Below are 26618 nucleotides of genomic sequence, written 5' to 3' on the forward strand. Positions count from 1 at the left end.
AGCGGCAGAGCGTCTGACCACTCTGCCGCTTCTCCCGGTGCCGCTCGGCTGCCGAAGCTTATTTCTCGACAATGGTCACCTTCTGGATAACCACCTTCTCGGTCGGCATGCTCGGACTTCTATCGTTGCTCTGCGGGTTAATCTTAACCGGTGTCTGGGCGATCTTGGTGACGGTGTCCATTCCCTCCACCACTTTGCCGAAAATCGAATAATTCGGTCTCTGGTTCAGACTCTTGCTGTCCTCCCCTGTGCAGATGAAGAACTGGCTGCCGTTCGTGTTCTTGCCGGAATTGGCCATCGCCACGATCCCAGGCTCATAGCTGAAGCCGGTATTCAGCTCGTCCTCGAACTTGTAGCCGGGGCCGCCCATGCCGGTCCCGGTCGGATCGCCGGTCTGGACCATGAACGTATCGATGATCCGGTGAAACGTAATGTTCTCGAAGAAGCCCTGTTTGCTCAGAAAGACGAAATTGTTGACCGTCTTGGGCGCCTGCTTGGCGAATAGCTCGATTTTGAACGAGCCCTTATTCGTCTGGACCTCTGCCGTATAGGACTTGTTGACGTCAATCTGCATCTCCGGCGGCTTGCTCCAGCTCTTGGCTTGTCCGGCGGGAGAAGCGCTTGGGCTGGCCGCGGACGAGCTCGTCGGCTGGGGAGAGGAGGACGGCGACGACGATGCCGCCTGGTTCCCGGAGCTGCCGTTGCCGCATGCGCTGATGAGCAGGGATGCCGCTCCGACCAGCAGGAGGGAACGGATGGCGGGAAGGCTGGTGCGACTCTTCATTCGATGGTTACTCCTATTCTGATGAAATGTGATAGCGCCATTATACCATAGCGTCTTTCTGCCTCTCAACGAGGAGCGTCCTGCGGCGCTGGACGGTGCCATAGACAACAAAAACCATCCGGCTGTCCAATGACAGCCGGATGGCAGATTTGTCTATGAAGCTGGCGTTCTACAAGCCCCGAGGACGATTAGCTCCCTCGCCCCCCGCTGCAGGCTCACCTGAAGCGGGAGGGGCCGTAGGGGTTGGAGACGGTGTAGACTGGCCGGGACGTTCCGTCTGACTGCCGCCCGACGGCGAGGGCCCGCCCGGACGGGCGCTGCCTTCGCCTGGCGTAGGTGTCGGCCGGATGGAGCTAGACGGAACCGGTCGCCCGTCCGTTGCCCCCGGCGATCCGCTCGGCTCCACGAGGCCGGACGGAGTCGGTGTCGGCGTCGCAGCACCCAGCGATACCGTTACCTTGACGGCGTTCGACTTGCCGCCGGATTGGTCAAGGCTCGGCGAGTATGATTCCACGTAATATTCGTAGGTATCGCCTGGCTCGATGGCGATATCGTTCACGGTCGTGCCGGTCAGCTCGGTCAGCGGGCTGAACGACATTTCTTTGGAGCCTTTCCGGAACACTTTGTACAGCACGTCGCTTCCTTCCACCGCCGACCAGGTCAGCTTGATCGAGCGGCTGCCTTCCTGGTATTCGCCGTTCAGGTCGTTGACCGGCTGGATCTGTTCCACTACCTTCTTCGGTTCCTCGATGCCCGCCGGCTTAGGGAATACCTTCGCAGGCACCTTCGCAAGTCCCTTGGTCATGATTTCCTTGAACAAGGCGGCGGGTGCCCCGCTCTTGAGCGTGACGTAGTGCTTCGGATCCGGCTTGTCGAAGCCCATCCAGATCGCGCCCGTCCATTCCGGCGTATACCCGGCGAACCAGAGATCGCGGTAGTACTGCTCAAGTCCTTTCATGACCTCCTGCGTGGAGCCGGTCTTGCCCGCTACCGGGCGGTTCATCGCCGCGCTGAAGCCCGTGCCGCCCGGCTCGATGACGCTCTTCATCAGTTCGGTCATGTAGTAGGCTGTCTTCTCGCTCATGACGCGCTTGCCCTTGTCTTCCTTAAAGGCCGCCACGGTGCCGCCCGAGGCGTTCACGATCTTGGTGATCGCATGAGACTTCATCATGACGCCGCCGTTGGCGAAGGCGCCATAGGCCTGCGCCATCTGGAGCGGCGACACGCCGCGGTTCATCCCTCCGAGGGCGATCGCCAGGTTGTTGTCCTCGTCGGTAAACTGGATGCCCAGTCCTTCGGCGAACTGCTTCGCCCGCTTGAGGCCGATCTCGTTCAGCAGCCATACGGCAGGCTGGTTGATCGACAGTTTGATAGCCTCTCGCATCGATACCTCGCCGCGGTACTTGTTGTCGTAGTTTCGAGGCGAATAGCCGTTGTACGACTGCTTCTCGTCCTTAAGCATCGAGTTCGGACCGAACTTGCCGCTCTCGAGCGCCGGCGCATAGCTGATGATCGGCTTGAACGAGGATCCCGGCTGCCGGAGATCCAGAGCGCGGTTGCGGCCCTTGGTCTCGTAATCCCGGCCTCCGATCATGGCTACGATACCGCCGGTCCGGTGATCCGTAATGACCATGCTGCTCTGCATAATCTGCTCGTCGACATCCTTCTGGAAGAACTTGCTGTTCGCGTACGCCGTTTCCATCGCCTGTTGGGCGTCGGCGTTCATGGTCGTGTAGATCTTGTAGCCGCCGCGGCGCAGCTTATCCTCTTCGATGTTGTATTGGTCGCTCGCTTCCTGCATGACGTAGTCGATGTACGTCAGGAATCTCTGCTTGGTTCCGTCGGATTCCGTCTGCTTCGGCGGCACGTAATCGACCGCTGCGGCTTCCTTGGCCTGCTGCTCGCTAATGTAGCCCTGCTGTTGCATTAGCGTCAGCACGACGGCCCGGCGCTCCTTGGATTTGTCCGGATTGTTCAGCGGAGAATACGTATTCGGCGCCTTGGGCATCGCCGCGAGCGTAGCGATCTGCCACAGCTTCAGCTCGTTCAGATCGGAGACGCCGAACAGCCGCTTCGAAGCCAGCTTGACGCCGTAATCCCCGTGACCGAAGTAGATCCGGTTCAGGTACATCGTCATAATCTCTTCCTTCGATTTTTGCTGCTCGAGCGCAATGGCGATAGAAACCTCCGTCGCTTTACGGAAGACGGTCTTGTCAGCGCTCAGGAAGATGTTCTTGGCCAGCTGCTGGGTGATCGTGCTGCCGCCCTCCGCTGCCGACCGCTGCAGAATGTCCTTGTATAAGGCACGCCCAATCGCGTACAGGTCGACGCCGGAATGCTCGGCGAACCGCTTGTCCTCGGTCGCGATGAAGGCGTTCGCCAGAAGCGGTGGAATCTGCTGCTGCGTGACAACCTCCGGCGTCTTGTTGTTGATTTTGGTGACTTCGTTGCCAGCTGCATCCAGCAGCACGGTAGGCTCCGACAGCTCCAGCTTGTCGGCCTGCTCCGTCAGGATCCGCTGGCCCGTATAGATGATGGCCAGATAGCCGGCCAAGCCCACGATGATCGCAATCGCCCCTGCGATCAGGAGGCCGACCAATACCGTTTTCCCGGTATTCCGGCGTTTCTTGGCTGGTTTTTTCTTCGTTGACTGTTCCGCCATGTTGTCCCCCCACTATCCAGAATGGCTTCTCTCTCTACACTACAATAATAAACATAATCCATAAAAAAGAACAACCCGAGCGGCAGCCGTGCCAAGCCGGGTTGTTCTTCTGAAATCGGATACATTGCCACAGCAACGGCAAGTTTAGTGGTCTCCGGAGTCCTGCTGCAGGAAGGAAACCGGGCGAAGGGGCGTAAACGTCGAGATGGCGTGCTTGTAGACCATCTGCTGTTTGCCGTCGCTGTCGATGATAATCGTAAAGTTGTCAAAGGCTTTGATCAATCCGCGGATCTGGAACCCGTTCGTTAAGTAGACGGTGACCGGGACGCTTTCTTTGCGCAGAGAGTTCAAAAAGTTGTCCTGAATGTTAATCGATTTGTTCATCACTGGGGCCCCCTTCGGAATATGAACGTCTGCCTCGATGTGTTCGCTAAACGTTTCTATTGTTCAGAACTATATTCCCTGTCCGGCTATAACTTTCCTGCTATTATAGCATGTATTATTTGCAATTGCTGAGGAAAATTTACCTGCTCCGTGACGTCCACCCAGTGAATATCGGGCATGTGCCGGAACCAGGACAGCTGCCGTTTGGCGAAGCGGCGGGTGCTTTTTTTCAGCAGCGCCACCGCGTCGTTCAGCGTCAGCTCTCCCCGCAAATAAGCGGCGATTTCCTTGTAGCCGAGCCCTTGCATGGACACGAGAGAGTCCGCGTAGCCGGCCTCCCGCAATCTCCTAACCTCTTGGACGAGTCCCTCTTCCATCATCTGGTCGACCCGGCGCTCGATCCGCTCGTACAGCAGAGCGCGGTCCATCGTCAGTCCGACCAGACACAGATCGTACAGAGGCTCTTTGGTCTGGCCGGCCAGATGCTCGGACAGCGGCACGCCGGTCAAATGGGCGACCTCGAGGGCGCGGATGACCCGCCTCGTATCGTTCGGATGCAGCTTGGCCGCCGTGGCGGGATCGGTGGCGGCAAGACGGGTGTGCAGCGCTCCGGCGCCATGCTCCAGCGCGAACCGATGCTGCTCCTCGCGGAACGCTTCGTCCGAGCCCGCTTCCGTGAACCGGTAATCATAGCAGAGCGACTCGATATAGAGTCCCGTTCCGCCGACGACCATGGGCAGCCGGCCTCGATCCGCAATTGCCTGGATTTCCCGGCGCGCCGTCTCCTGAAAATCGGCGACCGAGAACGGCTCGTCCGGGTCCAGAATGTCGATCATATGATGGGGGACGAGCCGCCTCTCCTCGGGCGTTGCCTTGGCTGTCCCGATATCCATGCCGCGGTAGACCTGCATGGAATCGCCCGAGACGATCTCGCCCCCGTATGTCTGGGCGAGGCTCAGACTGAGCCGGGTCTTGCCGGAAGCGGTCGGGCCGAGCAGGACGAGCAGCTTGGTTCTCCCGGACTGCTTCTTCGTCATACGTCTATCACTCCGTAAGCCAAATTGTTGCCGGACGGGATGACCCGCGTAAAGCCAAGACGGTCAAATTCCTCGCTGTTGCGGTGTTCCTTAAGGACGACCGTGCGCCGGGCCGCCCGGACCGCGTTCGCGATCGTGTCCGAATGAATGGGATCCGGGTTCGCGAGCGCCCTAAGCGGCGTCATGGCTGAGGAATCGTGAACCGGCCGGCGAAACATCGGATCGAGGTAGACGACGTCCACGCTGTCGTCCGGCATGGCCGCCAAATAGGCGGCATGATCCGCTCTCCGTACGGTCATCCGCCGCATCGCCCGGTCCAGCTCGGGAATGCCGGAGACATACGACCGCAGCCCTTCTTTAAGCAGCAGAGCGGGCACTTCCTCGCTCTCGAGCGCCGTCACGGTCCCCCCTTCGCCTACGGCGACCGCGAACACGAGCGAGTCCGAAGCGAAGCCGGCCGTGCCGTCCAGAACCGTGTCGCCGGGACGAACGCCGGCCACCTCGATCAGATGGTCGTTCTCGCCCTTCAGCATCCTCTTGATGCGGACCTGGGCCATGCTGGGATGAAAAAAAAGAGGCGGCGCGTCTTCCTCGTGGTACCTTAGTCCCTCCTGATTGAGCAAAAGCACCCGCTTGTCGCCATAGCGCTGCATCAGCCGCCGCAGCGACTGACGCTCGCGCGGCACAAAACGCACGCCGGCTTCAGCCGCAATCCGGCGGGCTTCGGCTACCAGCGAACCGGGCGGGTCATAGGATGTCGTGACTAGCATGGTTCGTTCACCTGTTTCTATCCGTCCTCTCGGTGCTTGCGTACGGCCAGTATACACGACGCTATTGCGCCGTGCCAAATTTTACATGACCCTCTTGAACATCTTCTCAAGCTCGTACGTCGAGAAGCTGACGAGGATCGGGCGGCCGTGCGGGCATGTGTAAGGGATCCGGCAGGCCGCAAGCCGGGAGAGCAGAGATTCGATCTCCGCCCGGGTCAGCTGCTGATTCGCTTTGATCGACGCTTTGCAGGAGCAGAGGGTGGAGGACTTCTCCCGGAGCTTGGCCAGATCGATCGGCTGGCGCTCCGTCAGCAGCCACTCGACCATCTCCTCGATGACCTGCTGCTCCTCTCCGTGCGGGAGCCAGTGCGGGTAAGCACGGACGAGGAAGCTGCCGCCCCCGAAGCTCTCCAGGTAGACGCCCGCCTGCTCCAGCAGCGGCAGCTTCTCCTTCAGCGCCTCCGCTTCGGCACTCGTGTAATCCAGCGTGAGCGGAACGAGCAGCTCCTGGCTTGCGTCCGCCGGCTGGCCGAATTTCTCATAATAATATTCGTAGTTGATCCGCTCGTGAGCGGCATGCTGATCGATCATGTAGAGTCCATCCTCGTTCTGCGCGAGGATGTACGTGCCGTGCAGCTGGCCGATCGGGGTCAGCTGCGGGAATGCGGGCAGCGCGGGCTCGGCCGCTCCGCCGGACGCCTGCGCCAGGAAGCGGCGCGTCTGCTCCGGCGACGGCAGCGCCGTGCGGCCGGCGTACGGCCGCTGTGCGGCACCGCCTGCCACTGGGGCGCCGCTCGCGCCCGGCGCGCGGCCCTCGCGCGGCTCCGCGTACGCCCGCTGCGCACTGCCTGCCACTGGGGCGCCGCTCGCGCCCGGCGCGCGGCCCTCGCGCGGCTCCGCGTACGCCCGCTGCGCACTGCCCATCGCCGGAGCGCCGCTCGCGCCCGGCGCGCGGCTATCGCGCGGCTCCGCGTACGCCCGCTGCGCGCTGCCTGTCGCCGGGGCGCCACCTGCGCCCGGCACGCGGCTTTCGCGCGGCTCCGCGTACGCCCGCTGCGCGCTGCCCGCCGCCGAAGCACCGCCAGCGCCCGGCACGCGGCCAGCGCCCGGCTCTGCGTACGGCTGCTGCGCAGGCTCCGGCGGCAGCACGGGTCTCCGCGCCTCGTCCGCGTCGTACCAAGCGAGCTGTTCGTGGACGGCCGCCTTTCTCTTCGGCTGGCTGCCCTGCGGGATCAGCACGGTTTGGCGAAGCGCCTCCCGGACCGTCTCCTCGGCAAGCTGCTGGAGATTGGCCTCCTTGCTGAAGCGAACCTCCAGCTTCGACGGATGCACGTTGACGTCAACGAGGCCAGGGTCCATCTCTACATGAAGGACGACCAGCGGGTACCGGTTGATCGGCAGCAGCGTGTGATACCCTTTGAGCACCGCCTGCGTCAAGCCGTAATGGCGGACATACCGGCCGTTGACGATGACGGAGATGCCGAGCCGATTCGAACGGGTGAGCTCCGGCTTGGAGATGTAGCCGTTCATCTTGTAGTCAGGGTCCTCGGCGGATATCGGAAGCATTTGCTTGGCTGCGGACGTGCCGTATACGGCCGCCACCACCTGCAGCAAATCTCCGTTGCCCAGCGTCCTCAGCAAAAGATGCTCGTTGTGCGTAAGCGAGAACGCAATCTCCGGATGCGCCAGCGCGAGACGGTACAAGTAATCCGAGATGTGGCCGAGCTCCGTCTGAATGGTCTTGAGGTATTTCAGCCGGGCCGGTGTATTGTAGAACAGCTCGTCCACCCGAATATCCGTCCCCCGGGAAGCCGCGCTATCCCCGAAGCTCTTCTCCGTACCGCCTTCCAGAACCAGGCGGGAGCCGAGTCCCGATCCATCCGTCGACGTCGTGCACGTTACCTTGGCCACCGCGGCGATACTCGGCAGCGCCTCTCCCCGGAAGCCAAGCGTCGCTATGCGAAACAAATCCTTGCCGCTAGCGAGCTTGCTCGTCGCATGCCGCAGGAAAGCGGTTCGCAGATCGTCCCGTTCGATACCCGAGCCGTTGTCCGCCACCCGAATCGACTGAATGCCGCCTTCCTGCAGCTCGACGTCGATCCGGGTGCTGCCCGCGTCTATGCTGTTCTCCACCAGCTCCTTGACGACGGAGGAGGGTCTCTCCACCACTTCCCCCGCGGCGATCTGGTTGGCGATATGATCATCGAGGATGCGAATCGTAGCCATGGTCTCTCTCCCTTCCTGTCCTCTCTATCCGACTGATCCGTCTCCCATTGCCGCTAGCGGGGCAAGGACGCCTCCAGCGTCAGCTTGCCGCCGTCATCCGTCCACCGAAGTGCGGGAAACCGGTCCGCGAACGCCGACAGCTCGACCAGGGAGGTGCCCGCGATATTGATCAGCGTCTCTCCGGCCCGGAACCGCTCGGTCCGTCCCGCGGCCGTCACCTCGGCTGCCTGCTCCTGCTGCTGCCAGCTCACCGTACCGCCGATAAGCGCGGCGAGCACCCTCGTATGGACGTATACGCGGCCGTCCTCTCTTATGACCGGCACGATATCCTCTACCGGCTCCCCGTTCATGGTCAGCGCCATTCCCTGCTGATCAAGCCTCAGCACCGGCTCTCCCGCAAGCCGCAGAGCGGCTGCCAGCTGGGCGGCACCGCCGTCCACCTCGATGTCGGGCGCTAGGCCGATCCGGTTCACCTGGCGGTTCAGCGGGGTGTAGTATTCTTCCATCGTCACCTTGATCGCGCCGCCGCCGGACAGCTCGAACGTAGACTGCACGCTTCCCTTGCCGTAGGTGCGCATGCCAACAACCGTCGCTTTGCCGTAATCTTGCAGCGCCCCCGCCAGCACCTCCGAGGAGCTGGCGCTGTTCTCGTTCACGAGAACGACGACGGGGATCGCCTGCTCTTGTCCGCCGCTGATGAGCACCGGGTCGTCGCTGCCGTCCCGGTTTCTCGTATGAATCAGAATGCCGTCCTTGACGAACAGCTTGGCAATATTCTGAGCCGTCTCAAGAATCCCGCCGGGATTGTTCCTCAAATCCACGATGAGCGACTGGACGCCCCGCTCCTTCAGCGTCTTCAGCTCGGCCGCGAACGCCTCGTCGGCATCCGAGGTGAACGTATCGATCTTTAGGTAGCCGGTTTGGCCGAGCATCCGGCCGGTGACGGCCGGGATCTGGACCTTCCGAACGATAAGCGGCACGTCCAGCCGGGCGCCGTCCCGTTCGACCGTGACGGTCACGCCCGCGTTCTCCCGCTTTGGGAACAGCGCGCTTAGCTCGGACGCCTTGCTGGAAGCGGCGGATTGTCCGTTCACCGCAAGAACCTGGTCGCCGGGAAGCAGGCCCGCTTGTTCGGCGGGTGTCCCCGGAAAGGTGCGGACGATCACAATGCCGGAGTCGGTATCCTCCAGCTGGATGCCCACGCCGACATATGCTTGCTCGAGGCTGTACTGGAACGTCTTCCATTCCTCAGGCGTCATATAAGTCGTGTACGGATCGTTCAGTTGTTCGATCATTGCCCGGATACCGCTGTCCGACAGGACACGGCTGTCCGTGCCGCTGACATGGTACCGGCCCAGCACGTCAAACACTTCGTACAGCCGGATGCCGCTGTTGTCCAGCCCGTCAGACGCCTCGGCGGCCATCGCCGCAGTAGGGAGAAGCAGGGCGGCGGACAAGACTGCCGCAAGGACACCCTTAATCGGTTGACGGCTGTTTCTGCCGCCGGCTTCTCCTTTCCGGCTTTTCATGCCGGACCGCAAAAAGCAGGATGCTGCCTTTGCCACCTTGGTTCCTCCTCCGTCAGGAAGCAGCCGTCAAGCCTGCTGCTTCAGTTCATGCAAGAAATTCAGCGCCTGCAAGGGCGTCATATTGATCAGATCCGCCTGCCGGATGCGTGCGGCCAGCAGGTCCTCCTTGGTCGGCGCGTGCTTGTCGGGCCGGGCCTTCTTGGCCGGCTCCGGAAACAAACTGAGCTGAACGGCCGCGGACGACGCGTCATCTGGTACGGAGCCGCTTCGGGAAAGAGTGTCCGCCTTCTGCGGCGCCTCGCCCGTCTCCGCCACCCGGCCCGCTTCCGACGCCGGGCCGATGCCTTCCGCGTCCGCCGCATATCGGACAGTCTGCCGCTCCTGGCCTACAGATTCGGGCGCTTGCGCCGCATCTCCGGCCGCTGCCGCTTCTCTAGCTCCCGGACTTCCCCCGGCGGCTCGCGCCTCATAGGAGCTGAGCAGCGCATACGAGCGGTCGATCACCTCGCCTGGAAGGCCCGCAATCTGGGCGCAGTAGATCCCGTAGCTCGTGCTGGCCGCTCCACTCACCAGCTTACGCAGGAAGGTCACCTGCTGGCCGCTCTCCTTGACGGCCATGCAGTGATTGCGCAGGCGGCCGAGGCTGTCCTCGAGGTGCGCCAGCTCGTGAAAGTGGGTCGAGACCAGCGTCTTGCAGCCGACCCGGTCATGCAGATATTCGATCACCGCCTGGGCGATCGCCATCCCTTCGCCCGTGGAGGTGCCTCGTCCCAGCTCATCGATGATGACGAGGCTGTCGACCGTCGCCTTCTCGGTCATGACCCGGATGTCCATCATCTCGACCATGAACGTACTCTGTCCGCCGATCAGATCGTCGGCCGCCCCGATTCGGGTGAAGATCCGGTCGACGAGAGGGATGCGGGCTTCCGCCGCCGGCACGAAGCAGCCGATCTGGGCCATGATGACGATCATGGCGACCTGACGCATGTAGGTGCTCTTGCCCGCCATGTTCGGTCCGGTTATGAGCATGATGCGGTTGTCGTCCCGGTCCATCGCCGTGTCGTTGGCCACGAACGAACGGGCATCCATCATCGCTTCGACGACCGGATGTCGGCCTTCCCGAATCGAGAGGCCGCCGCCCTTGTCAGCCAGCTCCGGCTTCGTGTAACGCTGGTCCGCGCTTACGGAAGCAAGCGACTGGTAGACGTCAATTTCGGCGATGCAGGCCGCCAGCGACTGCAGGCGGTCCATCTGCGCCGCCACCCGCTCCCTCAGCTGCTGGAACAGCTCGTATTCGATGAGCAGCATCTTGTCCTGCGCTTCGAGAATGAGCGCTTCCTTCTCCATGAGCTCGGGCGTAATAAAGCGCTCCGCGTTCGCCAGCGTCTGCTTGCGTTCATATCGCCCCGGCGGCAGGGAGGCCAGATTCGCCCGAGTCACTTCTATGTAGTAGCCGAACACCTTGTTGTACCCGATCTTCAGCGATTTGACTCCGGTCTTCTCTCGTTCGGCCCGCTCAAGCTCGGCGATCCAGCGCTTGCCGTTCCGGTCCGCTTCCTTGAGCTGGTCCAGATGCTCGTGATAGCCGTCCCGGATCATCCCGCCGTCGCGCACCGAAACCGGCGGGTCGTCGGCGATCGCTTCCTCGATCCATTCCCGGATGTCCTGGCAGGCGTCCGCGGACGCCGCTACCCCTGCCAGCGTCGCGGAGCCGGACTCGGCGCAGGCGTCAAGCAGATCGGGAACCTGACGGAGCGACAGCTTGAGTGCCAGCAGATCCCGCGCGTTCGCGTTGCCGTAGCTGATCCGCCCGACCAGACGCTCCAAATCGTAGATCTCCTTCAGCCGACCGCGCAGATCCTCCCGGACAATGAACTGGTTGTAAAGCGTCTCGACCGCTTCCAGCCTCGCTTCGATCCTCTCTCTGCTGAGAAGCGGCTTCTCCAGCCAGCGGCGAAGCAGCCGGCCCCCCATCGACGTGGCCGTCCGGTCCAGCAGCCAGAGCAGAGAGCCTTTTTTCGCCCGGTCCCGCACCGTCTCCACCAGCTCGAGATTGCGCCGGGTGAACGGATCGAGAATCAAATATTGATTCGGCGTGTACCGGCGGATTCTCGTCATATGGCCAAGTGAGCGCTTCTGCGTCTCCGCGAGATAGGCCATCAGCATGGCCGCCGCCCGCAGCTCGCTCTCGTCCAAACCACTCAGCTGATCGGCCGAAAAATAGGTCTCCGCAGCCGATGCAGGTGCTTCGGGACGCTCGGTCATCAGCGTCGCGCGGCCGGACAGCTTGCCCGCCTCGCGGGCAAGCTCGAGACCCGGCGCAGCGCCGATAAGCTCCGAAGGGACATACACGCCCAGCTCGTCCGCCAGCCGGTCGGACGCCGCCTCCATTGCGGTGACGTACAGCTCGCCGGTCGAAATGTCGCAGACGGCAAAGCCCGCCGACGCCCCGCTGACACTGAAGGAGGCGATATAGTTGTTCGCCGATTCGTGCAGCAGCTTGCCCTCCATGAGCGTGCCGGGCGTCACGATCCGTACGATCTCGCGCTTCACGATACCTTTGGCCGCCGCCGGGTCCTCCACCTGCTCACAGATGGCGACCTTATACCCTTTTTCTATCAATCTAGCTATGTATCCTTCCGCCGCGTGGTAGGGAACGCCGCACATCGGAATCCGTTCCTCGGCGCCGCCGCCCCTTCCAGTCAGGGTCAGCTCCAGCTCGCGGGAGGCCGTCACCGCGTCTTCGAAAAACATTTCATAGAAGTCGCCCAGACGGAAAAACAAGAGGGCGTCGGAGACGCCTTCCTTAATCGTCAAATATTGTTCCATCATCGGTGTATATTTTACTGTCATTGTCTTCATCAAACCCCCAAACGCGCAAAAACGTGCTTCTCCATTATAACACGAAAGGGGGGGAGGCTCCCGTTTTTTCGGACGGGCTTTCCCGGTTGTGCATCACACCGGCGGCCGGCACGGCGGTCAGCCCCCAGGCCGGCTTCACGTCGCGGCTTTCCTCCCAGTCATCTCCAGCGAGCGTCCTGCTTTCCAGCGCCTGCAGGTCCTTGCGGCAAGCGGCATACGTCTCCGTTCTCCGGATCTCCTCCCATATCCGTGCAACGGCTGGGCGCAGCGCTTCCTTGTCGATCGTGTAGAACGCTCTTTGCATCTCCTCCTCCGCGAGCGGCCGCCACGACAGCTCCCGCTCGTGACGCGCCAGACAGTACACCAGGCAGAGGACGCCGGCCGCTAGCCCGGGCGATTCCAGCCAGCTCGGCAGCGACCGGTACTCAAACCCGCCGTGCCCCTTGCGTCTAAAATCCCCCAGAATGCCGTATCTCGGCCTCCGCTTAGGTCCGGATGCCGATTCGAGCATGACGAGCGGCAGTGCTGCGTAGTTGTCCAGCACGCGGAGCAGCCGGCTGGTCAGCGGAATCCCGCTCAGATGGACGTGGCCGCCGAGCGGCACGCCCGGCACCGGCATGCTGCCCGCCAGCCAGAGCAGCGACCGGTCGGGAATAAGCCGATCCGCTTCGCGCATGGACCGGCCGATCCGCGCCGCGAGCCGGTGCGGGTCGGCCGCCGGCTCCGGCCTAAGCTCGACGAGCGGATGGATGAGCCGGTGTCCGGACTGCACGACCGCGTCGCAGCCGACGCCCCCTTGCTTCTCCAGAAACTTGGCCGCGTTCGCCACTTTGCCGTCCGGGCGCAGGAGCAGAAATTCCGGATCGGCTCCGAGCAGCAGACTCCGGTCGGCGGCCTCCTCCCGCTCTCGCTCGCGCTCCTCCGCGAACCTGTCGATTGCATCGGCATACAGAACGGCGAGCTCGGCGTTCAGCTTCGGGCACGGCCTGATCTCGCGAACGATCGTGTGCCCGTCCACCGTAGCCGCCACTCCGACCAGAGCGAAGTCCAGACCGAGTGCGTACGCCGCCTTGACCGCCTCCCGGGCCGCCCGGCGCGCGTGGAAGCCCCGCTCACCAGGAGCCAGGCGGCGGTAAGCGCCGGCCTGCTCGCCCGTCCCTCTTTGAATAAGCGGCTGGGTGTTCTTCCGCTCGTAGATCGCCAGCGTCTCGAGATGAAAGACGGGGATCCAGTATTCCCAAGGATAGACCCCCCGGCGGGCGCCCGGCATCTTGCCGTGAGAAGCCTCGGTTTTGATGCCGCCGAGCCGCAGCAGCCGTTCCCGGGCCGAGATATCCAGGCAGCGGCGCACCGCATCCCTCGGGTTCAACGTCCAGACACCTGGGGGATCCGCCGCCTCCGTCCCCCACCGAAGCACCCATTCCGTCCCTTGCGGCGCCAGCGTTCCCGCGGGCACGGTCAGCCTCTCCAAGAGCCGCGCCGCTTCCGGCTCGCGGGCATGCAGCACAAATCCTGCCATTCTCGGCACCTCCTCTATACGTGTAAGGCAACAGCCGCCTCTCCTCCCTGGGTGGCCGATGCCGCTCGGACACCGGAGCAGAATACCCCGGATGAAGGTAGAGGCAAAAGAATAGAAAAAAAGAGGGCTCCCGCCCTCAGCAAACGCCGGCCCCCCTCATATCCTGCTACTATCTCAGTTAAAGTCATCCTCAAGCAGGTTCGGATCGAGGTCCTCGTAATCTCCGTCGCCTGCGTCAAGGTCATAGGACTTGTCATTAAAGTCGCTGATCCCGTCCGGATTGACCGCGACGCAAACCTTGGTTTCCGCCGTCATCTCGACCGCATACTCGCGCTCCACCCGCAGAACGACGCTGCGGCCGTCCGCCGAGATCCCCGCCTCTACGCAGTTCGGCTCCTGCGTGGAAGTGGCCGAGACTTCCGCCGTCGAGGATTTATGGTACTTGTCGACGAACGAAAGCGGGATGAGATCGACGTACGACACCGTCTCCTTCGCCACGTCGGTTTTCGTATTCCGGTCATAGGAATACCAGATGTTCAAATCGTAAGTACCGACTACCTCGACGCCGTCCATCGCTTTGGCGGCCTCGTATTGGTTGTTAATAATCCACGCACCCAGGATGCTGGTTGGAGCATGAGACGGAGTTACGGTGTGGCTCACCTGACTGAATTTACGTCCCTTGCCGCAGACCGCTTTCGTGATGATTTCGCGGAACTGGAGCTCTTTATTCTGAATCGACATCGTTTCAACCTCCTCCATACAATCATTCTTTTAAATTGTATGCAGGACATTCGTCTAGAGTGACAAGAATTTTCGGACAGATGCCCAGGGCCGCCGGCGGCCCCGGATCAGCTCCGGCGCCGGATTGCGGTCTTGGACCGTTTGGCGATCGCCAGGTAGGCCTTGAGCTCTAGCATGAGCTGCAGCAAGGCGGAGCGCACCTCGAATTCTCCCCGTGTCACAGGCAGCGGCATCTCTTTGAATTGCCGCTCTAGTGCAAGGAGACGCTCCTCCACCTTGCCGCGGTAGCCCTCGGACTTCACGTCCTCGCTCAGCCCCTCGAACAGCGGAGCAATCTCCGCCGCGTGAGGGACCGTCTCGTAGGCTTGAGCGAGCAGCGCCAGCATCCTCTTGATCGAGTCCAGCTGTCTCCCTCTCATCGCATAGTAGGCTTCCCACGGCTCCTCTCTCCGGAACAGAGAGTTGTCGGCGGCGAGTCTGGCCGCTTCCCTGCCTTCCCGGATTACCGCCTCGGCTTCGAGCAGCTCCCGGCCGTCCCAGACCTGCTCCGGGTTGCGCAAATGGCCCGCCATTTGCCGGAAGATGCCGGACAAGCTCTCCTCCAGCCGGATCTTCCCCTCCTCGAGCCTGCGGTACGCTTTGGGCGTGTATGCCATATTGATAACCGTCGCGACGCCGAAGCCGATCAGGAGCAGGCCGAGCTCATTGCCGATCATGGCGATATCGGTTCGCCGGGCCGAGAAGAGATGAAGCATAATGACCGTGCTCGTGACGATGCCGTCCTGCAGACGAGCCTTGACGAGAATCGGGTAGAGGACAAGCAGGAACAGTCCGATCCCCCAGATTTGGAAGCCGAAAACCCGGAATATCACGCAGGCGGCAACCAGCCCGGCGGCGGAAGCAAGGATCCGGATCGATGCGCTGGCCAGGCTTTTCTTCTTGGTGACGTCGATGCCGAGGATGGCGAGCAGGCCTGCCGAGAACGGAGTCAGCAGGCCTGCCCATTGGGCTATGTAGATGGCGGCTAGCGCGGCCGCCGCTGTTTTGACAATTCGGATTAGCATATCGGAATCACCGGTTTTCTCGCAAGATGGTGATTCCTATTGTACAACGCCGAGCGAGCCGCTGCCAAACATGGACCGGAAAGCGGGCAGTCGTCAGCGCCGGCTGGTCAGCGTCGGCCAGTCAGCTTCGTCTCCAGGTAGGCCACCGCCTGGTACATGACGGCGGCCACGATTGCGATGATGAACAGGCTGCCGATGACGAGCGTAAAGTTGAACACCTGAAACCCGTAGATGATGAGGTAGCCCAGCCCCTCCTTCGACACGAGGAATTCGCCGACGATGACACCGATCCACGCCAGCCCTACGTTGACCTTGAGCGTGGAGACGATCGCCGGAAAGGAGGCCGGCAGAATTGCCTTAAGGAATTCCTGCCTGCGGCTGCCGCCGAAGATGCGGACGACTTTGCGGTAATGGGCATCCACCTCCTGGAAGCTCGAGTAAATGACGAGCGTCGTGATGATCACCGTAATCGCAAGCGTCATCGCAATGATGGAGAGGAGGCCGGGACCTAGCCCCACGATGAACAAAGGGCCGAGCGCGACCTTCGGCATGCTGTTCAGCACGACGATATAGGGGTCGAGCACGCGCTGCAGAAACGGCGACCACCAGATCAGGATGGCGAGCCCTGCCCCGAGCAGCGTTCCTAGGACGAATCCGGCCACGGTCTCCGCCACGGTGACCCCGATATGAGGGAGCAGCGTTCCTTCGAGCAGCTTGTCGTACAACAGCCTGAATACTTTGCTGGGGTAGCTGAACAGCAGCACATCGATCCACTTGCTACGCCCCGCGAGCTCCCATAACGACAAACCGCCGAGGAGGAGCAGCGCCTGGGTGAGACGAACCAGCCAAGCCGTGCGCCGCCGGCTGGCTCTGTACGCGGCATAGACACGGCCGGTCAGCTTCTCTCGTTCGGCGCCGGCGTTATGTGGCGTCGGCATGGCGGTCCTCCTCCTCTCCGTGCCGGCTTCGCCCGCCGGCGTTCTTGGCCTCCAGCTCGCTCCAGATCTCGTTGAAGATCGGGTAGAAGTCCGGATGCTCCCTTGCCCGGAACGGCGTTTCCTTCCGGATGTCTTCGGGGATCGACACCTCCCGGCGGATGCGGCCGGGATGGCGGTCCAGGACGATCACCCGGTCGCTCATCGCGATTGCTTCGGCAAGATCGTGCGTGACGAGGAGCGCGGTTTTGCCCTTCTTCTTGAGCGTCTCGACGATCAAATCCTCCAGTTGAAGCTTCGTCTGGTAATCGAGCGCCGAGAACGGCTCGTCAAGCAGCAGCAGCTCCGGCTCCGTCGCCAGCGTTCGAACGAGTGCGACCCGCTGCCTCATCCCGCCCGACAGCTGCTGAGGAACCCAATCCTTCGTATGCGCGAGCCCCATCTCCTCAAGCAGCCGGAGCGCCCGCTCCTCGGCCTCCGGCGTCCGGTTTCCGGTCAGCTCCAGACCGATCTTGACGTTCTGGAGAATCGTGCGCCACGGAAATAGATAATCGCTCTGCAGCATGTAGCCGACCTTGCCGTCCGGCCGGCTGACCGCGCGTCCGTTCACCATGACCGCGCCTTGCGTCGGCCGGAGGAGGCCCGCAATTAGGGAAAGAATCGTCGTCTTGCCGCACCCGCTGGGACCGACTAAACTGACGAATTCGCCGGGAGCCAGCGCAAGATTGATCGCTTCCACCGCCAGGGACGCTCCTTGCTCGGTAACGTAGACGTGAGTAACACCTTCCAGGCGAACCTCTTCGTTCATCCGATCCCCTTCCTTTCTCTGTCTGCCGGCGGGTGGCCGGGCGGATTGGCGGGCCGCCCGGTGTCGTTTATTTGATGGTCTCGATCGCTTTGTTAGCAAACCGGTTGTCGACCAGCGCCTTGTGCTCGACCCGGCTCTTCAGCTCCCCGGCCGCCTGCATGACGTCGAGCAGATTGTTCCATTCCTTTTCGTCGACGATCGGATCGGTGGCAAACGAGCCTTGGTCCTTGTAGCGTTTGACGACGGCCTTTACGATTTCTTTGTCCGTGTCTGGAAAATACGGCAGCACGGCGTCCGCAATTTCTTCCACCGATTTGGCTTTCACCCACTGCTGGGCTTTGTAGACTGCGTTCGTAAACTTCTGGATGACCGCCTCGTTTTTGCCGATGAAGCTTTTCTTGGCCATGAAGACGGTATAAGGCAGCTGCCCGCTCTCGACACCGAACGAGGCGATAACATAGCCTTTGCCTTCCTTCTCGAACACCGACGCCTGCGGTTCGAACAGCTGCACATACTCGCCTGTACCGGAGGCAAATGCGCTCGCGATGTTGGCGAAGTCGATGTTCTGGATCAGATTCAAATCTTTTTGAGGATTGATGTTATGCTTCTTGAGCGTGAATTCGCCGGCCATCTGCGGCATGCCGCCCTTGCGCTGGCCGAGGAAGGTGCTCCCCTTGAGCTGATTCCAGTCGAAGCCCGGCATCGGCTTGCGCGCGACGAGGAACGTCCCGTCCGTCTGGGTCATCTGAGCGAAGTTGATGGCCGGATCCTCCGTCCCCTGCTGCTGCAGGTAGATCGACGTCTCCGAGCCAACGAGCGCCACCTCAATGCCGCCCGACAGCAGGGTAGCCATCGTTTTGTCCCCACCCGGAATCGTCGTCAGCTCGACATCCAGCCCCTCTTCCTTGAAGAAACCTTGCGTGATGGCGACGTATTGCGGCGCGTAGAAGATCGAGCGCGTCACTTCTCCTATCCGCACCTTTGTGACTGTGCCTCCCTTGCCGCAAGCGGCCAGCAGCACGCCGGCCAGCAGCAGGACGGCGAGGACGGCCGCCAGTTTCCGTTTCATAGTACCCCTCCCGTAGGTAAGTCGCTTCTTCATCGTATGCGGGCGCCCGGCAAATGGTTATTTGACGGGGGATGGCAGGTTGTGCGGAATCCGGAGGGACAGGCCGGCAACGGCAAAAAGCCCCGCCTTGAGGCGGGGCTGGCTGTGGGAGCGGCGGATGAACGGCTAAAGGCCGTAGATCCGGCTGTATTTCTCTTTCAAATAGTGGACGAGATAGTTCGGATTGAGCTCCTCTCCCGTGACCTGGAGAATGAGCTCGGATGGATCAAGCAGCTTGCCGTGACGGTATATCTTGTCGGTCAGCCATTCCTTGATCGGCTGCAGCCGTCCTTCGGCGATCAGGCCGTCCAGATTGCCCAGCTCGGACGCGAGGGTATGACGGATCTGGGCCGCGTACATGTTGCCGAGTGCATACGACGGGAAGTAGCCGAAGGAGCCGCCGGACCAATGGACGTCCTGGAGCACGCCCTCGCCGTCATTGGCCGGCTCGATGCCCAGATAGTCCTTGTACTTGGCGTTCCATGCCTCCGGCAGATCCGCCACCCGTACCGAACCGTCGAAGAGCGCCTTCTCGATCTCGTAGCGGACCATAATGTGCAGGTTGTAGGTGAGCTCGTCGGCCTCGATCCGGATGAGCGTCGGCTCCGTCACGTTGACGGCCCGGTAGAAGGCACCCGCGTCCATATCGTCGAAGGCACCCGGGAACGCCCGCTGCAGATCGCCGAAGTAACGGGTCCAGAACGGCTCGCTTAATCCGATCATGTTCTCCCAGAACCGCGATTGGGATTCGTGGATCCCCATCGAGGTGCCTGAGCACAGATTCGTTCCGCGAAGCTCGGGCGAGATGTTCTGCTCGTACAGCGCGTGACCGCCCTCGTGGATCGTCCCGAACAGCGCGGTCGTCAGATCGTTCTCCTCGAATTTGGTTGTGATCCGGACATCGCCCGGATTCAGCCCCGTTGCGAACGGATGGACCGTCTCGTCGAGCCGGCCGGCAGCGAAATCGTAGCCCATTTCCTTCAATATGAACAGATTGAACGCCCGCTGCTGCTCTTTCGGAAAGCGCTGGCGGAGAAATCCGGTGTCAGGGCGGCGGCCCGCCTGCTGCACGGACGCGAGCAGCGGGACAACTTCCTTGCGCAGAGCGCCGAACACCTCATCCAGCTTGGCGACCGTCATCCCCGGCTCGTATTGGTCGAGCAGTGTATCGTATTTGTTCGCGCCGTAGCCCCAGCGCTCGATGAACTCGTGCTGGAAGGCGACTATCTGCTCCAGATAGGGCTGGAACCGTGCGAAGTCGGACGCGGGCTTCGCCTCCTCCCATACCGATTCGGCCTTGCTTGTCAGCACGACGTAAGCCTCGTAGCGGTCCTGAGGGATCTTTTTGCTCCGCTCGTATTCCTTCTTGCTCTCGACGAGCATTTTGCGTTCGATCGGGCCAAGCCGGTCCTGCACCTCCGGACGGGTCAGCTCGTTTATGTAGTCACCCATCTCGTCCGAGACGGTCAGCTTGAACATCTCCCCGGACAAGAGGCCGATGACCTCCGAACGGCCCTCCACCGCTTTTTTCGGCGCACCGGTGCGCAAATCCCAATAGAGCAGGCCCAGCGCCTCGTCATAGCTCCTGATTTTTTTGACCAGCTGCTTGTAGCCTTCCAGCTTGTTCTCGAATCCGTTCATCTGCTCGCTTCCTTTCCTTCTGGGAATAGTTGTTGCGTCTCTCCTGATCATACTTCGTCCCCGTCCTCTTATCAATGTCACGCGCCAACGTGGTACAATACGGGAGAAAGGAGGGAATCCGATGAACATTCGCATCACGCAGGAAGCCGCGGACGAGCTGAAGCGCCGCTACGGAGCCGGCGGCTACGCCCTCCGGCTTGTCTACGACACGGAAGGGTGCGGCTGTGCGGTGAACGGCGTTCCTCAGCTCCAGGTGGTGGAGGCGGATGAAGCCGGACTAGCCAAGCTGCGGCAGGCAGCGGACGAACCGGTGCCGCTTTTATACGATCCGCTGCAGGAGATCTACTTCGAAGATACTCTGACGCTGGGCTTCCAGCCGAACAGAGGAGCGTTCCGCCTCGCCAGCGCCGGCCAGATTTACAGCGCCGACCTGGTGCCCTCCGACCGGAGGAACTAAGGGAAGACTTACCAAACAAGAGGCTGTCCTCCATGATCCGAACGATCATCGGAGGACAGCCTCTCGTTATGCCGGGCAAGTACCCTGCTTACAAATTGTCGTATCCGTCGTCCACGAGGTCGATTCTGCCCGTCGTCGGATCGATAACGAGGCCGTGAACCGGAATCTTCGGCACGAGCGGGTGTTTGCGGATCAAATGCACGCTGCTCTTGATGCTCTCGGTAACATCGTCGAAGCCTCTCAGCCAGCGTTCGATGTTCATACCGGAATGTTCCAGCACCTCCAGCGTCTGAGGGTCGATGCCTCTCTCCACGAACTTGCGCTTCATCTCCTGCGGGTTGATGCTGCTCATGCCGCAGTCGTGATGGCCGATAACGAGTACCTCCTGGGCGCCGAGCTCGTAAATCGCGACGATGATGCTGCGCATAATCCCGCCGAAGGCGGTCGACACCATGCCTCCTGCGGACTTAATGATCTTCACGTCGCCGTTCTTTACGTTCATGCTTGCCGGCAGCAGCTCGATCAGCCGCGTATCCATGCATGTGAGAATGACGAATTTTTTGTTAGGGAATTTAGAGGTTAGGTAAGGCTCGTACATCTTGTTCTCGACAAACTCGCGGTTGTAATCCAGCACTTCATCCAACAATCTCTCCACGTTGCGCTCCCTTTCTCCGGTCCTTTCGTTTGCACGTGACCGCTCTAGATTCAATTCCTCTCGGCCCGACGGCCTATCCCTTTATTGTAAGCAACGTACGGCCCACTTTCAACGCTTAAGCGCTCGAAACACAAAAAAAGACCTCCCCGTTGGAGGCCTCTAAGAGGATGGATTCGCTGGAGAAAAGAAGATAATGCCTCTGATTCTCCGTTCGATCTCGGGAAGTTCGGGACTCGCTTGGTTATTGGAGATCAATCAACAGAAAGCGCGCCCCCGTCCGCCCTCCTAGCAGAAGAAGGTCCGGAACGCCTTCGATTCTGGCTGCATCACGGCGGCCCAGCTCCCGAGTTCCGTTCACGATTAGAGACCCCTCCAATACCTTCAGATAGAGCCGCCTGCCCGGCTCCTGCTCGTAGGCGAGCATATGAATCGGGTCCAGGTCGGACAAAAAGAGGGTTGCGTCCTGATGGATTCTGGCGGTACCGGCGCCCCCCTCGGGAGAGACGACCGGCAGCAGCTTGTTGCGCATCCCCGCCGGGTCAAAGCGAGCCACCTCGGTCGACGGCGGAAGTCCTGCCGTCTCGGGCAGAAACCAGAGCTGCAGATAATGCGCCGCCTCTTCCCCCGGATTGGATTCGGCGTGCTGCAATCCGGTACCCGCCGAGATTCTCAGCACCTCGCCGAACCCTGCGGTATGGATTTTGCCCAGATTGTCCTCCGACTTAAGCTTTCCTTTCAGGACGAGCGTCACCATCTCCATCTCCCGATGGGGATGAGCGCCGACTCCCCTCTTGGGGAGCAGCGTCTCGTCGTTCAGCACGCGGAGTGCCCCGAAGCTTTGATTATCGGGATCGTAATACTCGCCATATGAGAAGGAATAGCTGCTGCTCAGCCAGCCGAGATCGACGCTTCGGCGGGAGGAAGCGGGATAAACGTTTATCATCGGGATCGGGTGTCCACCTTTCTGTACCTGCCGAACGGGCGCCCCGCGGGTCGGCCGGTCATCGGCCTTCGTTTTACGGCCCTAACGGCCGCAGCGGATTCGCACGATTAGCTTGCTGAAGTTTTAGCGGCAGCTGTCTAGTTACCTGCAAGCTTCTTTGGCGTTTTTACCCAATTCCCCCGCTGCTTTAACAGCCAAAATAAGGAAAGGGAAAGAAAAAAGCTCAGCCGCTTAATGGCTGAGCTTGCAGGACCTGCCGCGCCGCAAGGGCTGGTGCCTGGGCCGGTCGCTTAGTTGAGGACCTTGACCAGACGTTTGACCGGTCCGTTCGGCGTCTGGACGACCTCGTAAATTTTGATTTTCCGGTTGAAATCGATTTGATCGCTCGTATTCGTGAACGTGAACAGCTTGGAGCCGGTAATCAGCTTCTGCGTGCCGGTCAAATTCGCCTCGGCGGTTCCGATCACCCGGTCCAGCGAATCGACGACCTCCATATACAGCTTGCTGAACGATTCGTTCACGACCACCGGATCCTCTCGGCCGATGTCTAGAATCATCCGAAGCTTGTACGCGTAAGCCCCGTTGTTGTACGTAGCGCTGATCGAATAATCACGGAAGTCAATCGAGAACGGATAGAACGAGACGGGACCGCTCTCTTCCTCTGCCTGAATGCCTACCCGGTAGGAGCCCAGGTACGTCCTCGCTCCTGCCAGCGTCTTGTCCTCGAACAGATTCAGCACGTAGGCGTCCTCGGTGGCTTCCGCCTCCTCCGGCGGGATTAGGAAGGAGTAGGTGACGAGCGTGCTTCCGTTGTTCACGAGCTGCTCGGTCACTGTCTGCTGCCGGGTCCCCCCATAGCCCGCTCCGCTTTTGCTGACGAGCTCGGTCTGCAATGCCGGCAGCGAGAGCGTCGATCCGCTCCGATTCGTAACCTTTACCTTCGCAACTGCGATCGAGTAGCCGTTGTCGTCTGTATGGTACGAGCGCAGGGATACGAGCGAGATGTCCATCTTCTTGTCGACGAGCGAATTCTTCTCGAGGGCAAACGAATCCCCAATCCGGTAGTCCTGCACCCGCGCCGCCGTGAGCTGTGCGTCCTTGATCGCCTTGTCCATTGCGATCACCTGGACGGGCAGCGCTCCCGAGCCCGCAGAGCCCGCAGCAGATGAAGAAGGACTGTTCGCGGCGGCATTGGTCCCGGAGGCAGTCTGTCCGGTTCCGGCGGCCGCTCCCGTACCGGTGCTAGCCCCCGTTCCCGCTGAGCTGCCGGTGCCCGTGGTCCCAGTGGCAGTGCTCCCGGTAGAGTTAGAGGACGTGCTCGACACGCCTTGCGCCGAGCCTTTCTTCTCAAGCAGCACGAGCTGAACATCCGCCGGATCGGTACCGGCGGGCAGCAGTGCGGTGAACCGGTAGGTCGCCGATTCCTTCGCCCCCAGATAGGCCGGGCGGGACGACGTATCCGCCGAAGCGGAGATCGCCGCGCCGCCCTCGAGCTGGTACAGACCGCTCAGTGACGGCAAGGCCGTCAGCTTGCCGTTCTCGTTCGTCAGCGTCACCGAGGCCGTATAGAGGATGCCGTCGGTTTTGTCCGTGAAGGTGGCGCTGTCCGCGGTGATTCGGAGTCCTTCATAGCCTGCCGGGGAGTAAGCTCTTGTATCACCGATCGCGAGCGGCTCGAGTCCCGCCCTGCCGTCAATGGTGCCGATCGTTTGCTGTTCGGTGCCCGCTTTCTTCGTAAACTGGAGGGAAAAGGCCTGCTCGCCGAACGTCTCGGGGACACTCGCCTGGAACGTCAGCTTGGTCGGCTGATGCGGAAGCAGTGCCTCGGACAAGCTCGCGAGAGCGGCTGTGTAGAGATAGCCGCTCGCGTCGCGTAAATCGTAGGTCAGCCCTGCGGGAAGCTTGACGCTGGCGGTTCCTTGGTTCTCGGCCAGCACATCGACATACATCGTCCATGTTCCGTCTTTTGCTACCCGGAAGCTTTGCAGCGGGCGGAAAGCGATGCCTCCCGTGTCGGACAGCGTACTATCGATGTCGTGCAGGTTGATCACGAGCCGGTCGCCCGCTTCCTGGCTCTGCGCCGCCCGGTGGGCCGACAGTGTCCCTAACTCCCTCGTATAGTCCGGCTCGGAGGCATCCCAGGCGAACAGCTCGACCTGCAGATCTTCAAAGCCGGCCGCCGAACCTATCTGGGAGCTGAACTTGAACTCCTCGGTTTTTCCCGGGTAGACGCGTGCCTGCCCTGCCTCAGTCAATGATGCGGTATAAACGTTACCGGCTCCGTCCAAGACGTGAACGCCATACTGGTTGAAGTCGATCGCGCTTCCGCCTCCGTTGTTCAGCTCAAGCGAAAAGCGAAGCGTCTGAGAGCTGGACCCGACGGCCAAGCTGACGTCGTCCAGTGTAAAATAGACCGAATCGCTCAGAAACACGCCCTGTTTGCCGGCCATCGCCGGATAGGGAGCCATTGTCATCGCGGAGACGGAAAGAACCAGCGCGGCTTGTTTCCATTTGCGGGTGAAACTGCTTATGCGTAAAACCAATTCGTTCTACCTCCTCATTGAGTAAGCTTGCTGCTGTGCGGCCGAGCCCGTCAATCGAACCGAAGCGCATCGATCGGCCGCAGCCGGGAGGCCTTGTTCGCGGGATAAATCCCGAATACGATGCCGACCAGCACCGAGAACAGAAAGGCATACAGGCTGATTTTGACCGAGATGCTGGTCGCCTGACCGGGCTGCAGATAGGGCAGCGCGAGCGACAGGGCGACGCCGAGAACCAGGCCGATCAAGCCCCCGAGACCGCTGATCACGATCGATTCGAACAGGAATTGCAGCAGAATGTTCCGCCGCTTCGCCCCAATCGACTTGCGGATGCCGATCTCTCTCGTTCGTTCACTCACGGTGACCAGCATGATGTTCATGATCCCAATGCCGCCGACCACGAGCGAGATGCATGCGACGCTGACCAGCTGGCTCGTCAGCGTGTCGGTTGCCGCCGTCCGTGCCGCGATGAGCTCGTCCTGGTTAACGAGCATGAACCCGCTCGTCGATTTGAATTTATAGGTCAAATATTGGGTCATCGTCTGCTTGGCTGCGGCGATGTCCTCCTTGCTCGTGGCCTCGAGATACGTGGTGCGGATATTGCCAAGCTTGAACTGGCGCCTCGCGGTCTCGAGAGGAACGATCACCGAGCCGTCCACGGAGGTTCCGCTCATGTTGGAGCCTTTCTCCTTCAGCACGCCGATGATCGTGAAGACGATGCCGTCGATGTTCAGTTCCTCCCCGACCGGGTCGGCAGATCCGAAGAACTTCTCCGACACCTTGCTTCCGAGCACCGCCACGTTCTGCCGGAATTCCAAGTCGCTCGCGGACAGGAACCGTCCGGAGGCCAGCTCCGTCTTCGTTATGGCGCGGTACCGGTCGTTCGTTCCGATGACGGTATAGCTCTCCTGCTCCGTCGCATACTTCACGTTCGATCCCGCCTTGGTCACGGTCGGCGCGATCGTATCGATTTCGGGCAGCTGCTCGAACTTCATCAGCTCCGCGTAATCGAGCTGGGTCGCGCGGCCGGTGCCCAGAATGTTGACCACTATTGTATTGGCGCCGAGACTTTCGTACTGCTTGGCAATTCTCTCCGTGGTCCCTTGCCCGATAGCGACCAACGTAACGACTGAGCCGACGCCTATGATGACGCCGAGCATCGTCAGGAATGTCCGGAGCGGGCTACCGGTGACGGTGCGCATCGCCATGCGAATCAATTCTGTCAGCTTCATCCTGCAACCTCCTGCCGGCTCGGTTCGGCGGGTAGAGGCGCCAGCCGCTTGTCATCTACGATTTGACCGTCTCGAATGGAGACAACCCGTCTGGCGCTCTCGGCGATATGGGCATCGTGCGTGATCAGCACGATCGTATTCCCCTGTTCGTTCAGCTGGATCATGAGCTCAAGCACCTCAGCGCCGGTTCGCGAGTCGAGTGCGCCCGTCGGCTCGTCCGCGAGCAAGAGGGACGGCTGCATGGCGAGCGCCCGCGCGATCGCCACCCGCTGCTGCTGCCCGCCGGACAGCTCGCTCGGCTTGTGGTGCCCGCGGCCCTCCATCCCGAGCAAGCCGAGCATTCTTAGCGCCCGCTCTCTGCGCTCCTTGCGCGGCACCCCGGAATAGACAAGCGGAAGCTCGACATTCTCGATGGCGTTCAGCTTCGGCAGCAGGTTGAATTGCTGGAAGATGAAGCCAATCTTCGTATTCCGAAGCTCGGCCAGCCGGTTGTCGGACATTTTCTCAGTAGCGACACCCTCAAGCACATACGAGCCCGAGGTCGGCACATCGAGGAGGCCGATCGTGTTCATCAACGTGGATTTTCCCGAACCGCTCGGTCCGATGATGGCGACAAAGTCGCCCTGCTCGACCGACAGCGATACATTTTTCAAGATTTGGAGCTCCTCGGAGCCCCTGCGGTAGGACTTTACAATATTTTTCAGTTCGATCATGGGCATGA

21 protein-coding genes are annotated in these 26618 nt (G+C 61.3%); 1 reads left to right on the forward strand and 20 read right to left on the reverse strand.

Annotated elements, in window-relative coordinates; translation table 11 throughout:
* Positions 1-58: 58 nt before the first annotated feature.
* From KJS47_RS02995 to KJS47_RS03065, 15 genes are all read right to left on the reverse strand, one after another.
* A complete protein-coding gene (locus KJS47_RS02995) occupies positions 59-784 on the reverse strand; it encodes a peptidylprolyl isomerase (RefSeq protein WP_213522644.1) in 726 nt (241 codons plus the stop codon).
* A 169-nt stretch (positions 785-953) separates the two neighbouring features.
* Entirely contained in the window at positions 954-3446 is a 2493-nt protein-coding gene (locus KJS47_RS03000; RefSeq protein ID WP_213522646.1) for a transglycosylase domain-containing protein, read from the reverse strand.
* Between the two features lie 144 nt (positions 3447-3590).
* Positions 3591-3830: an RNA chaperone Hfq gene (gene hfq, locus KJS47_RS03005; RefSeq protein ID WP_213522648.1), complete on the reverse strand. Its 240-nt coding sequence runs from the start codon at positions 3828-3830 to the stop codon at positions 3591-3593.
* 86 nt (positions 3831-3916) lie between these two features.
* Entirely contained in the window at positions 3917-4867 is a 951-nt protein-coding gene (gene miaA / locus KJS47_RS03010) for a tRNA (adenosine(37)-N6)-dimethylallyltransferase MiaA (RefSeq protein ID WP_213522650.1), read from the reverse strand.
* Positions 4864-5637: a class I SAM-dependent methyltransferase gene (locus KJS47_RS03015; protein WP_213522652.1), complete on the reverse strand. Its 774-nt coding sequence runs from the start codon at positions 5635-5637 to the stop codon at positions 4864-4866. Before KJS47_RS03015 ends, miaA begins: the two co-directional genes overlap by 4 nt.
* 81 nt (positions 5638-5718) lie before the next feature.
* Entirely contained in the window at positions 5719-7863 is a 2145-nt protein-coding gene (mutL, locus tag KJS47_RS03020) for a DNA mismatch repair endonuclease MutL (protein ID WP_213522654.1), read from the reverse strand.
* Positions 7864-7916: 53 nt separating this feature from the next.
* Positions 7917-9428: a S41 family peptidase gene (locus tag KJS47_RS03025; RefSeq protein ID WP_213522657.1), complete on the reverse strand. Its 1512-nt coding sequence runs from the start codon at positions 9426-9428 to the stop codon at positions 7917-7919.
* Positions 9429-9458: 30 nt separating this feature from the next.
* Positions 9459-12245 carry a DNA mismatch repair protein MutS gene (gene mutS, locus KJS47_RS03030; RefSeq protein WP_213522659.1) on the reverse strand — a complete coding sequence of 929 codons (2787 nt, stop codon included), beginning with the start codon at positions 12243-12245 and terminating at the stop codon, positions 9459-9461.
* 43 nt (positions 12246-12288) lie between these two features.
* Entirely contained in the window at positions 12289-13773 is a 1485-nt protein-coding gene (locus KJS47_RS03035) for a putative amidoligase domain-containing protein (protein WP_213522661.1), read from the reverse strand.
* A gap of 174 nt (positions 13774-13947) precedes the next feature.
* A complete protein-coding gene (locus tag KJS47_RS03040; RefSeq protein WP_213522663.1) occupies positions 13948-14514 on the reverse strand; it encodes an outer spore coat protein CotE in 567 nt (188 codons plus the stop codon).
* A 107-nt stretch (positions 14515-14621) separates the two neighbouring features.
* Positions 14622-15578 (reverse strand): aromatic acid exporter family protein, encoded by a 957-nt coding sequence (locus KJS47_RS03045; protein WP_213522666.1) that lies wholly within the window; start codon positions 15576-15578, stop codon positions 14622-14624.
* Positions 15579-15685: 107 nt separating this feature from the next.
* The gene (locus KJS47_RS03050; protein WP_213522668.1) at positions 15686-16516 is read right to left on the reverse strand and encodes an ABC transporter permease; all 831 of its coding nucleotides are present in this window, start codon (positions 16514-16516) and stop codon (positions 15686-15688) included.
* Positions 16500-17321: an ABC transporter ATP-binding protein gene (locus KJS47_RS03055; protein WP_213522670.1), complete on the reverse strand. Its 822-nt coding sequence runs from the start codon at positions 17319-17321 to the stop codon at positions 16500-16502. The genes KJS47_RS03050 and KJS47_RS03055 overlap by 17 nt, the downstream gene beginning before the upstream one ends.
* Before the next feature lie 67 nt (positions 17322-17388).
* Positions 17389-18390 carry an ABC transporter substrate-binding protein gene (locus KJS47_RS03060; RefSeq protein ID WP_213522672.1) on the reverse strand — a complete coding sequence of 334 codons (1002 nt, stop codon included), beginning with the start codon at positions 18388-18390 and terminating at the stop codon, positions 17389-17391.
* A gap of 165 nt (positions 18391-18555) precedes the next feature.
* Complete coding sequence (locus tag KJS47_RS03065; RefSeq protein ID WP_213522674.1) at positions 18556-20070, reverse strand: carboxypeptidase M32; 1515 nt, start codon at positions 20068-20070, stop codon at positions 18556-18558.
* A gap of 121 nt (positions 20071-20191) precedes the next feature.
* Between KJS47_RS03065 and KJS47_RS03070 the strand changes: the two genes are divergently transcribed.
* Positions 20192-20527, forward strand: a complete 336-nt coding sequence (locus tag KJS47_RS03070; RefSeq protein WP_213522676.1) for an iron-sulfur cluster biosynthesis family protein — start codon at positions 20192-20194, stop codon at positions 20525-20527.
* Between the two features lie 88 nt (positions 20528-20615).
* Here the strand turns inward: KJS47_RS03070 and KJS47_RS03075 are convergent, their stop codons facing one another.
* From KJS47_RS03075 to KJS47_RS03095, 5 genes are all read right to left on the reverse strand, one after another.
* A complete protein-coding gene (locus KJS47_RS03075) occupies positions 20616-21125 on the reverse strand; it encodes a beta-class carbonic anhydrase (RefSeq protein ID WP_213524938.1) in 510 nt (169 codons plus the stop codon).
* Positions 21126-21423: 298 nt separating this feature from the next.
* A complete protein-coding gene (locus KJS47_RS03080) occupies positions 21424-22125 on the reverse strand; it encodes a pirin family protein (protein WP_213522678.1) in 702 nt (233 codons plus the stop codon).
* A 290-nt stretch (positions 22126-22415) separates the two neighbouring features.
* Complete coding sequence (locus tag KJS47_RS03085; RefSeq protein WP_213522680.1) at positions 22416-24668, reverse strand: hypothetical protein; 2253 nt, start codon at positions 24666-24668, stop codon at positions 22416-22418.
* Between the two features lie 50 nt (positions 24669-24718).
* Complete coding sequence (locus KJS47_RS03090) at positions 24719-25897, reverse strand: ABC transporter permease (protein WP_213522682.1); 1179 nt, start codon at positions 25895-25897, stop codon at positions 24719-24721.
* Positions 25894-26616: an ABC transporter ATP-binding protein gene (locus tag KJS47_RS03095; protein ID WP_283772047.1), complete on the reverse strand. Its 723-nt coding sequence runs from the start codon at positions 26614-26616 to the stop codon at positions 25894-25896. Before KJS47_RS03095 ends, KJS47_RS03090 begins: the two co-directional genes overlap by 4 nt.
* Positions 26617-26618 lie beyond the last annotated feature (2 nt).

Origin of the sequence: Paenibacillus sp. J31TS4 (genome assembly GCF_018403265.1) — a bacterium.
Lineage (GTDB): Bacteria > Bacillota > Bacilli > Paenibacillales > NBRC-103111 > J31TS4.

What these genes read in the sequence shown, in the direction of transcription:
- KJS47_RS02995 (WP_213522644.1), bottom strand. Translation starts at nt 784, where the DNA reads ATGAAGAGTCGCACCAGCCTTCCCGCCATCCGTTCCCTCCTGCTGGTC.
- KJS47_RS03000 (WP_213522646.1), bottom strand. Translation starts at nt 3,446, where the DNA reads ATGGCGGAACAGTCAACGAAGAAAAAACCAGCCAAGAAACGCCGGAAT.
- hfq (WP_213522648.1), bottom strand. Translation starts at nt 3,830, where the DNA reads ATGAACAAATCGATTAACATTCAGGACAACTTTTTGAACTCTCTGCGC.
- miaA (WP_213522650.1), bottom strand. Translation starts at nt 4,867, where the DNA reads ATGACGAAGAAGCAGTCCGGGAGAACCAAGCTGCTCGTCCTGCTCGGC.
- KJS47_RS03015 (WP_213522652.1), bottom strand. Translation starts at nt 5,637, where the DNA reads ATGCTAGTCACGACATCCTATGACCCGCCCGGTTCGCTGGTAGCCGAA.
- mutL (WP_213522654.1), bottom strand. Translation starts at nt 7,863, where the DNA reads ATGGCTACGATTCGCATCCTCGATGATCATATCGCCAACCAGATCGCC.
- mutS (WP_213522659.1), bottom strand. Translation starts at nt 12,245, where the DNA reads ATGACAGTAAAATATACACCGATGATGGAACAATATTTGACGATTAAG.
- KJS47_RS03035 (WP_213522661.1), bottom strand. Translation starts at nt 13,773, where the DNA reads ATGGCAGGATTTGTGCTGCATGCCCGCGAGCCGGAAGCGGCGCGGCTC.
- KJS47_RS03040 (WP_213522663.1), bottom strand. Translation starts at nt 14,514, where the DNA reads ATGTCGATTCAGAATAAAGAGCTCCAGTTCCGCGAAATCATCACGAAA.
- KJS47_RS03045 (WP_213522666.1), bottom strand. Translation starts at nt 15,578, where the DNA reads ATGCTAATCCGAATTGTCAAAACAGCGGCGGCCGCGCTAGCCGCCATC.
- KJS47_RS03050 (WP_213522668.1), bottom strand. Translation starts at nt 16,516, where the DNA reads ATGCCGACGCCACATAACGCCGGCGCCGAACGAGAGAAGCTGACCGGC.
- KJS47_RS03055 (WP_213522670.1), bottom strand. Translation starts at nt 17,321, where the DNA reads ATGAACGAAGAGGTTCGCCTGGAAGGTGTTACTCACGTCTACGTTACC.
- KJS47_RS03060 (WP_213522672.1), bottom strand. Translation starts at nt 18,390, where the DNA reads ATGAAACGGAAACTGGCGGCCGTCCTCGCCGTCCTGCTGCTGGCCGGC.
- KJS47_RS03065 (WP_213522674.1), bottom strand. Translation starts at nt 20,070, where the DNA reads ATGAACGGATTCGAGAACAAGCTGGAAGGCTACAAGCAGCTGGTCAAA.
- KJS47_RS03070 (WP_213522676.1), top strand. Translation starts at nt 20,192, where the DNA reads ATGAACATTCGCATCACGCAGGAAGCCGCGGACGAGCTGAAGCGCCGC.
- KJS47_RS03075 (WP_213524938.1), bottom strand. Translation starts at nt 21,125, where the DNA reads ATGTACGAGCCTTACCTAACCTCTAAATTCCCTAACAAAAAATTCGTC.
- KJS47_RS03080 (WP_213522678.1), bottom strand. Translation starts at nt 22,125, where the DNA reads ATGATAAACGTTTATCCCGCTTCCTCCCGCCGAAGCGTCGATCTCGGC.
- KJS47_RS03090 (WP_213522682.1), bottom strand. Translation starts at nt 25,897, where the DNA reads ATGAAGCTGACAGAATTGATTCGCATGGCGATGCGCACCGTCACCGGT.
- KJS47_RS03095 (WP_283772047.1), bottom strand. Translation starts at nt 26,616, where the DNA reads ATGCCCATGATCGAACTGAAAAATATTGTAAAGTCCTACCGCAGGGGC.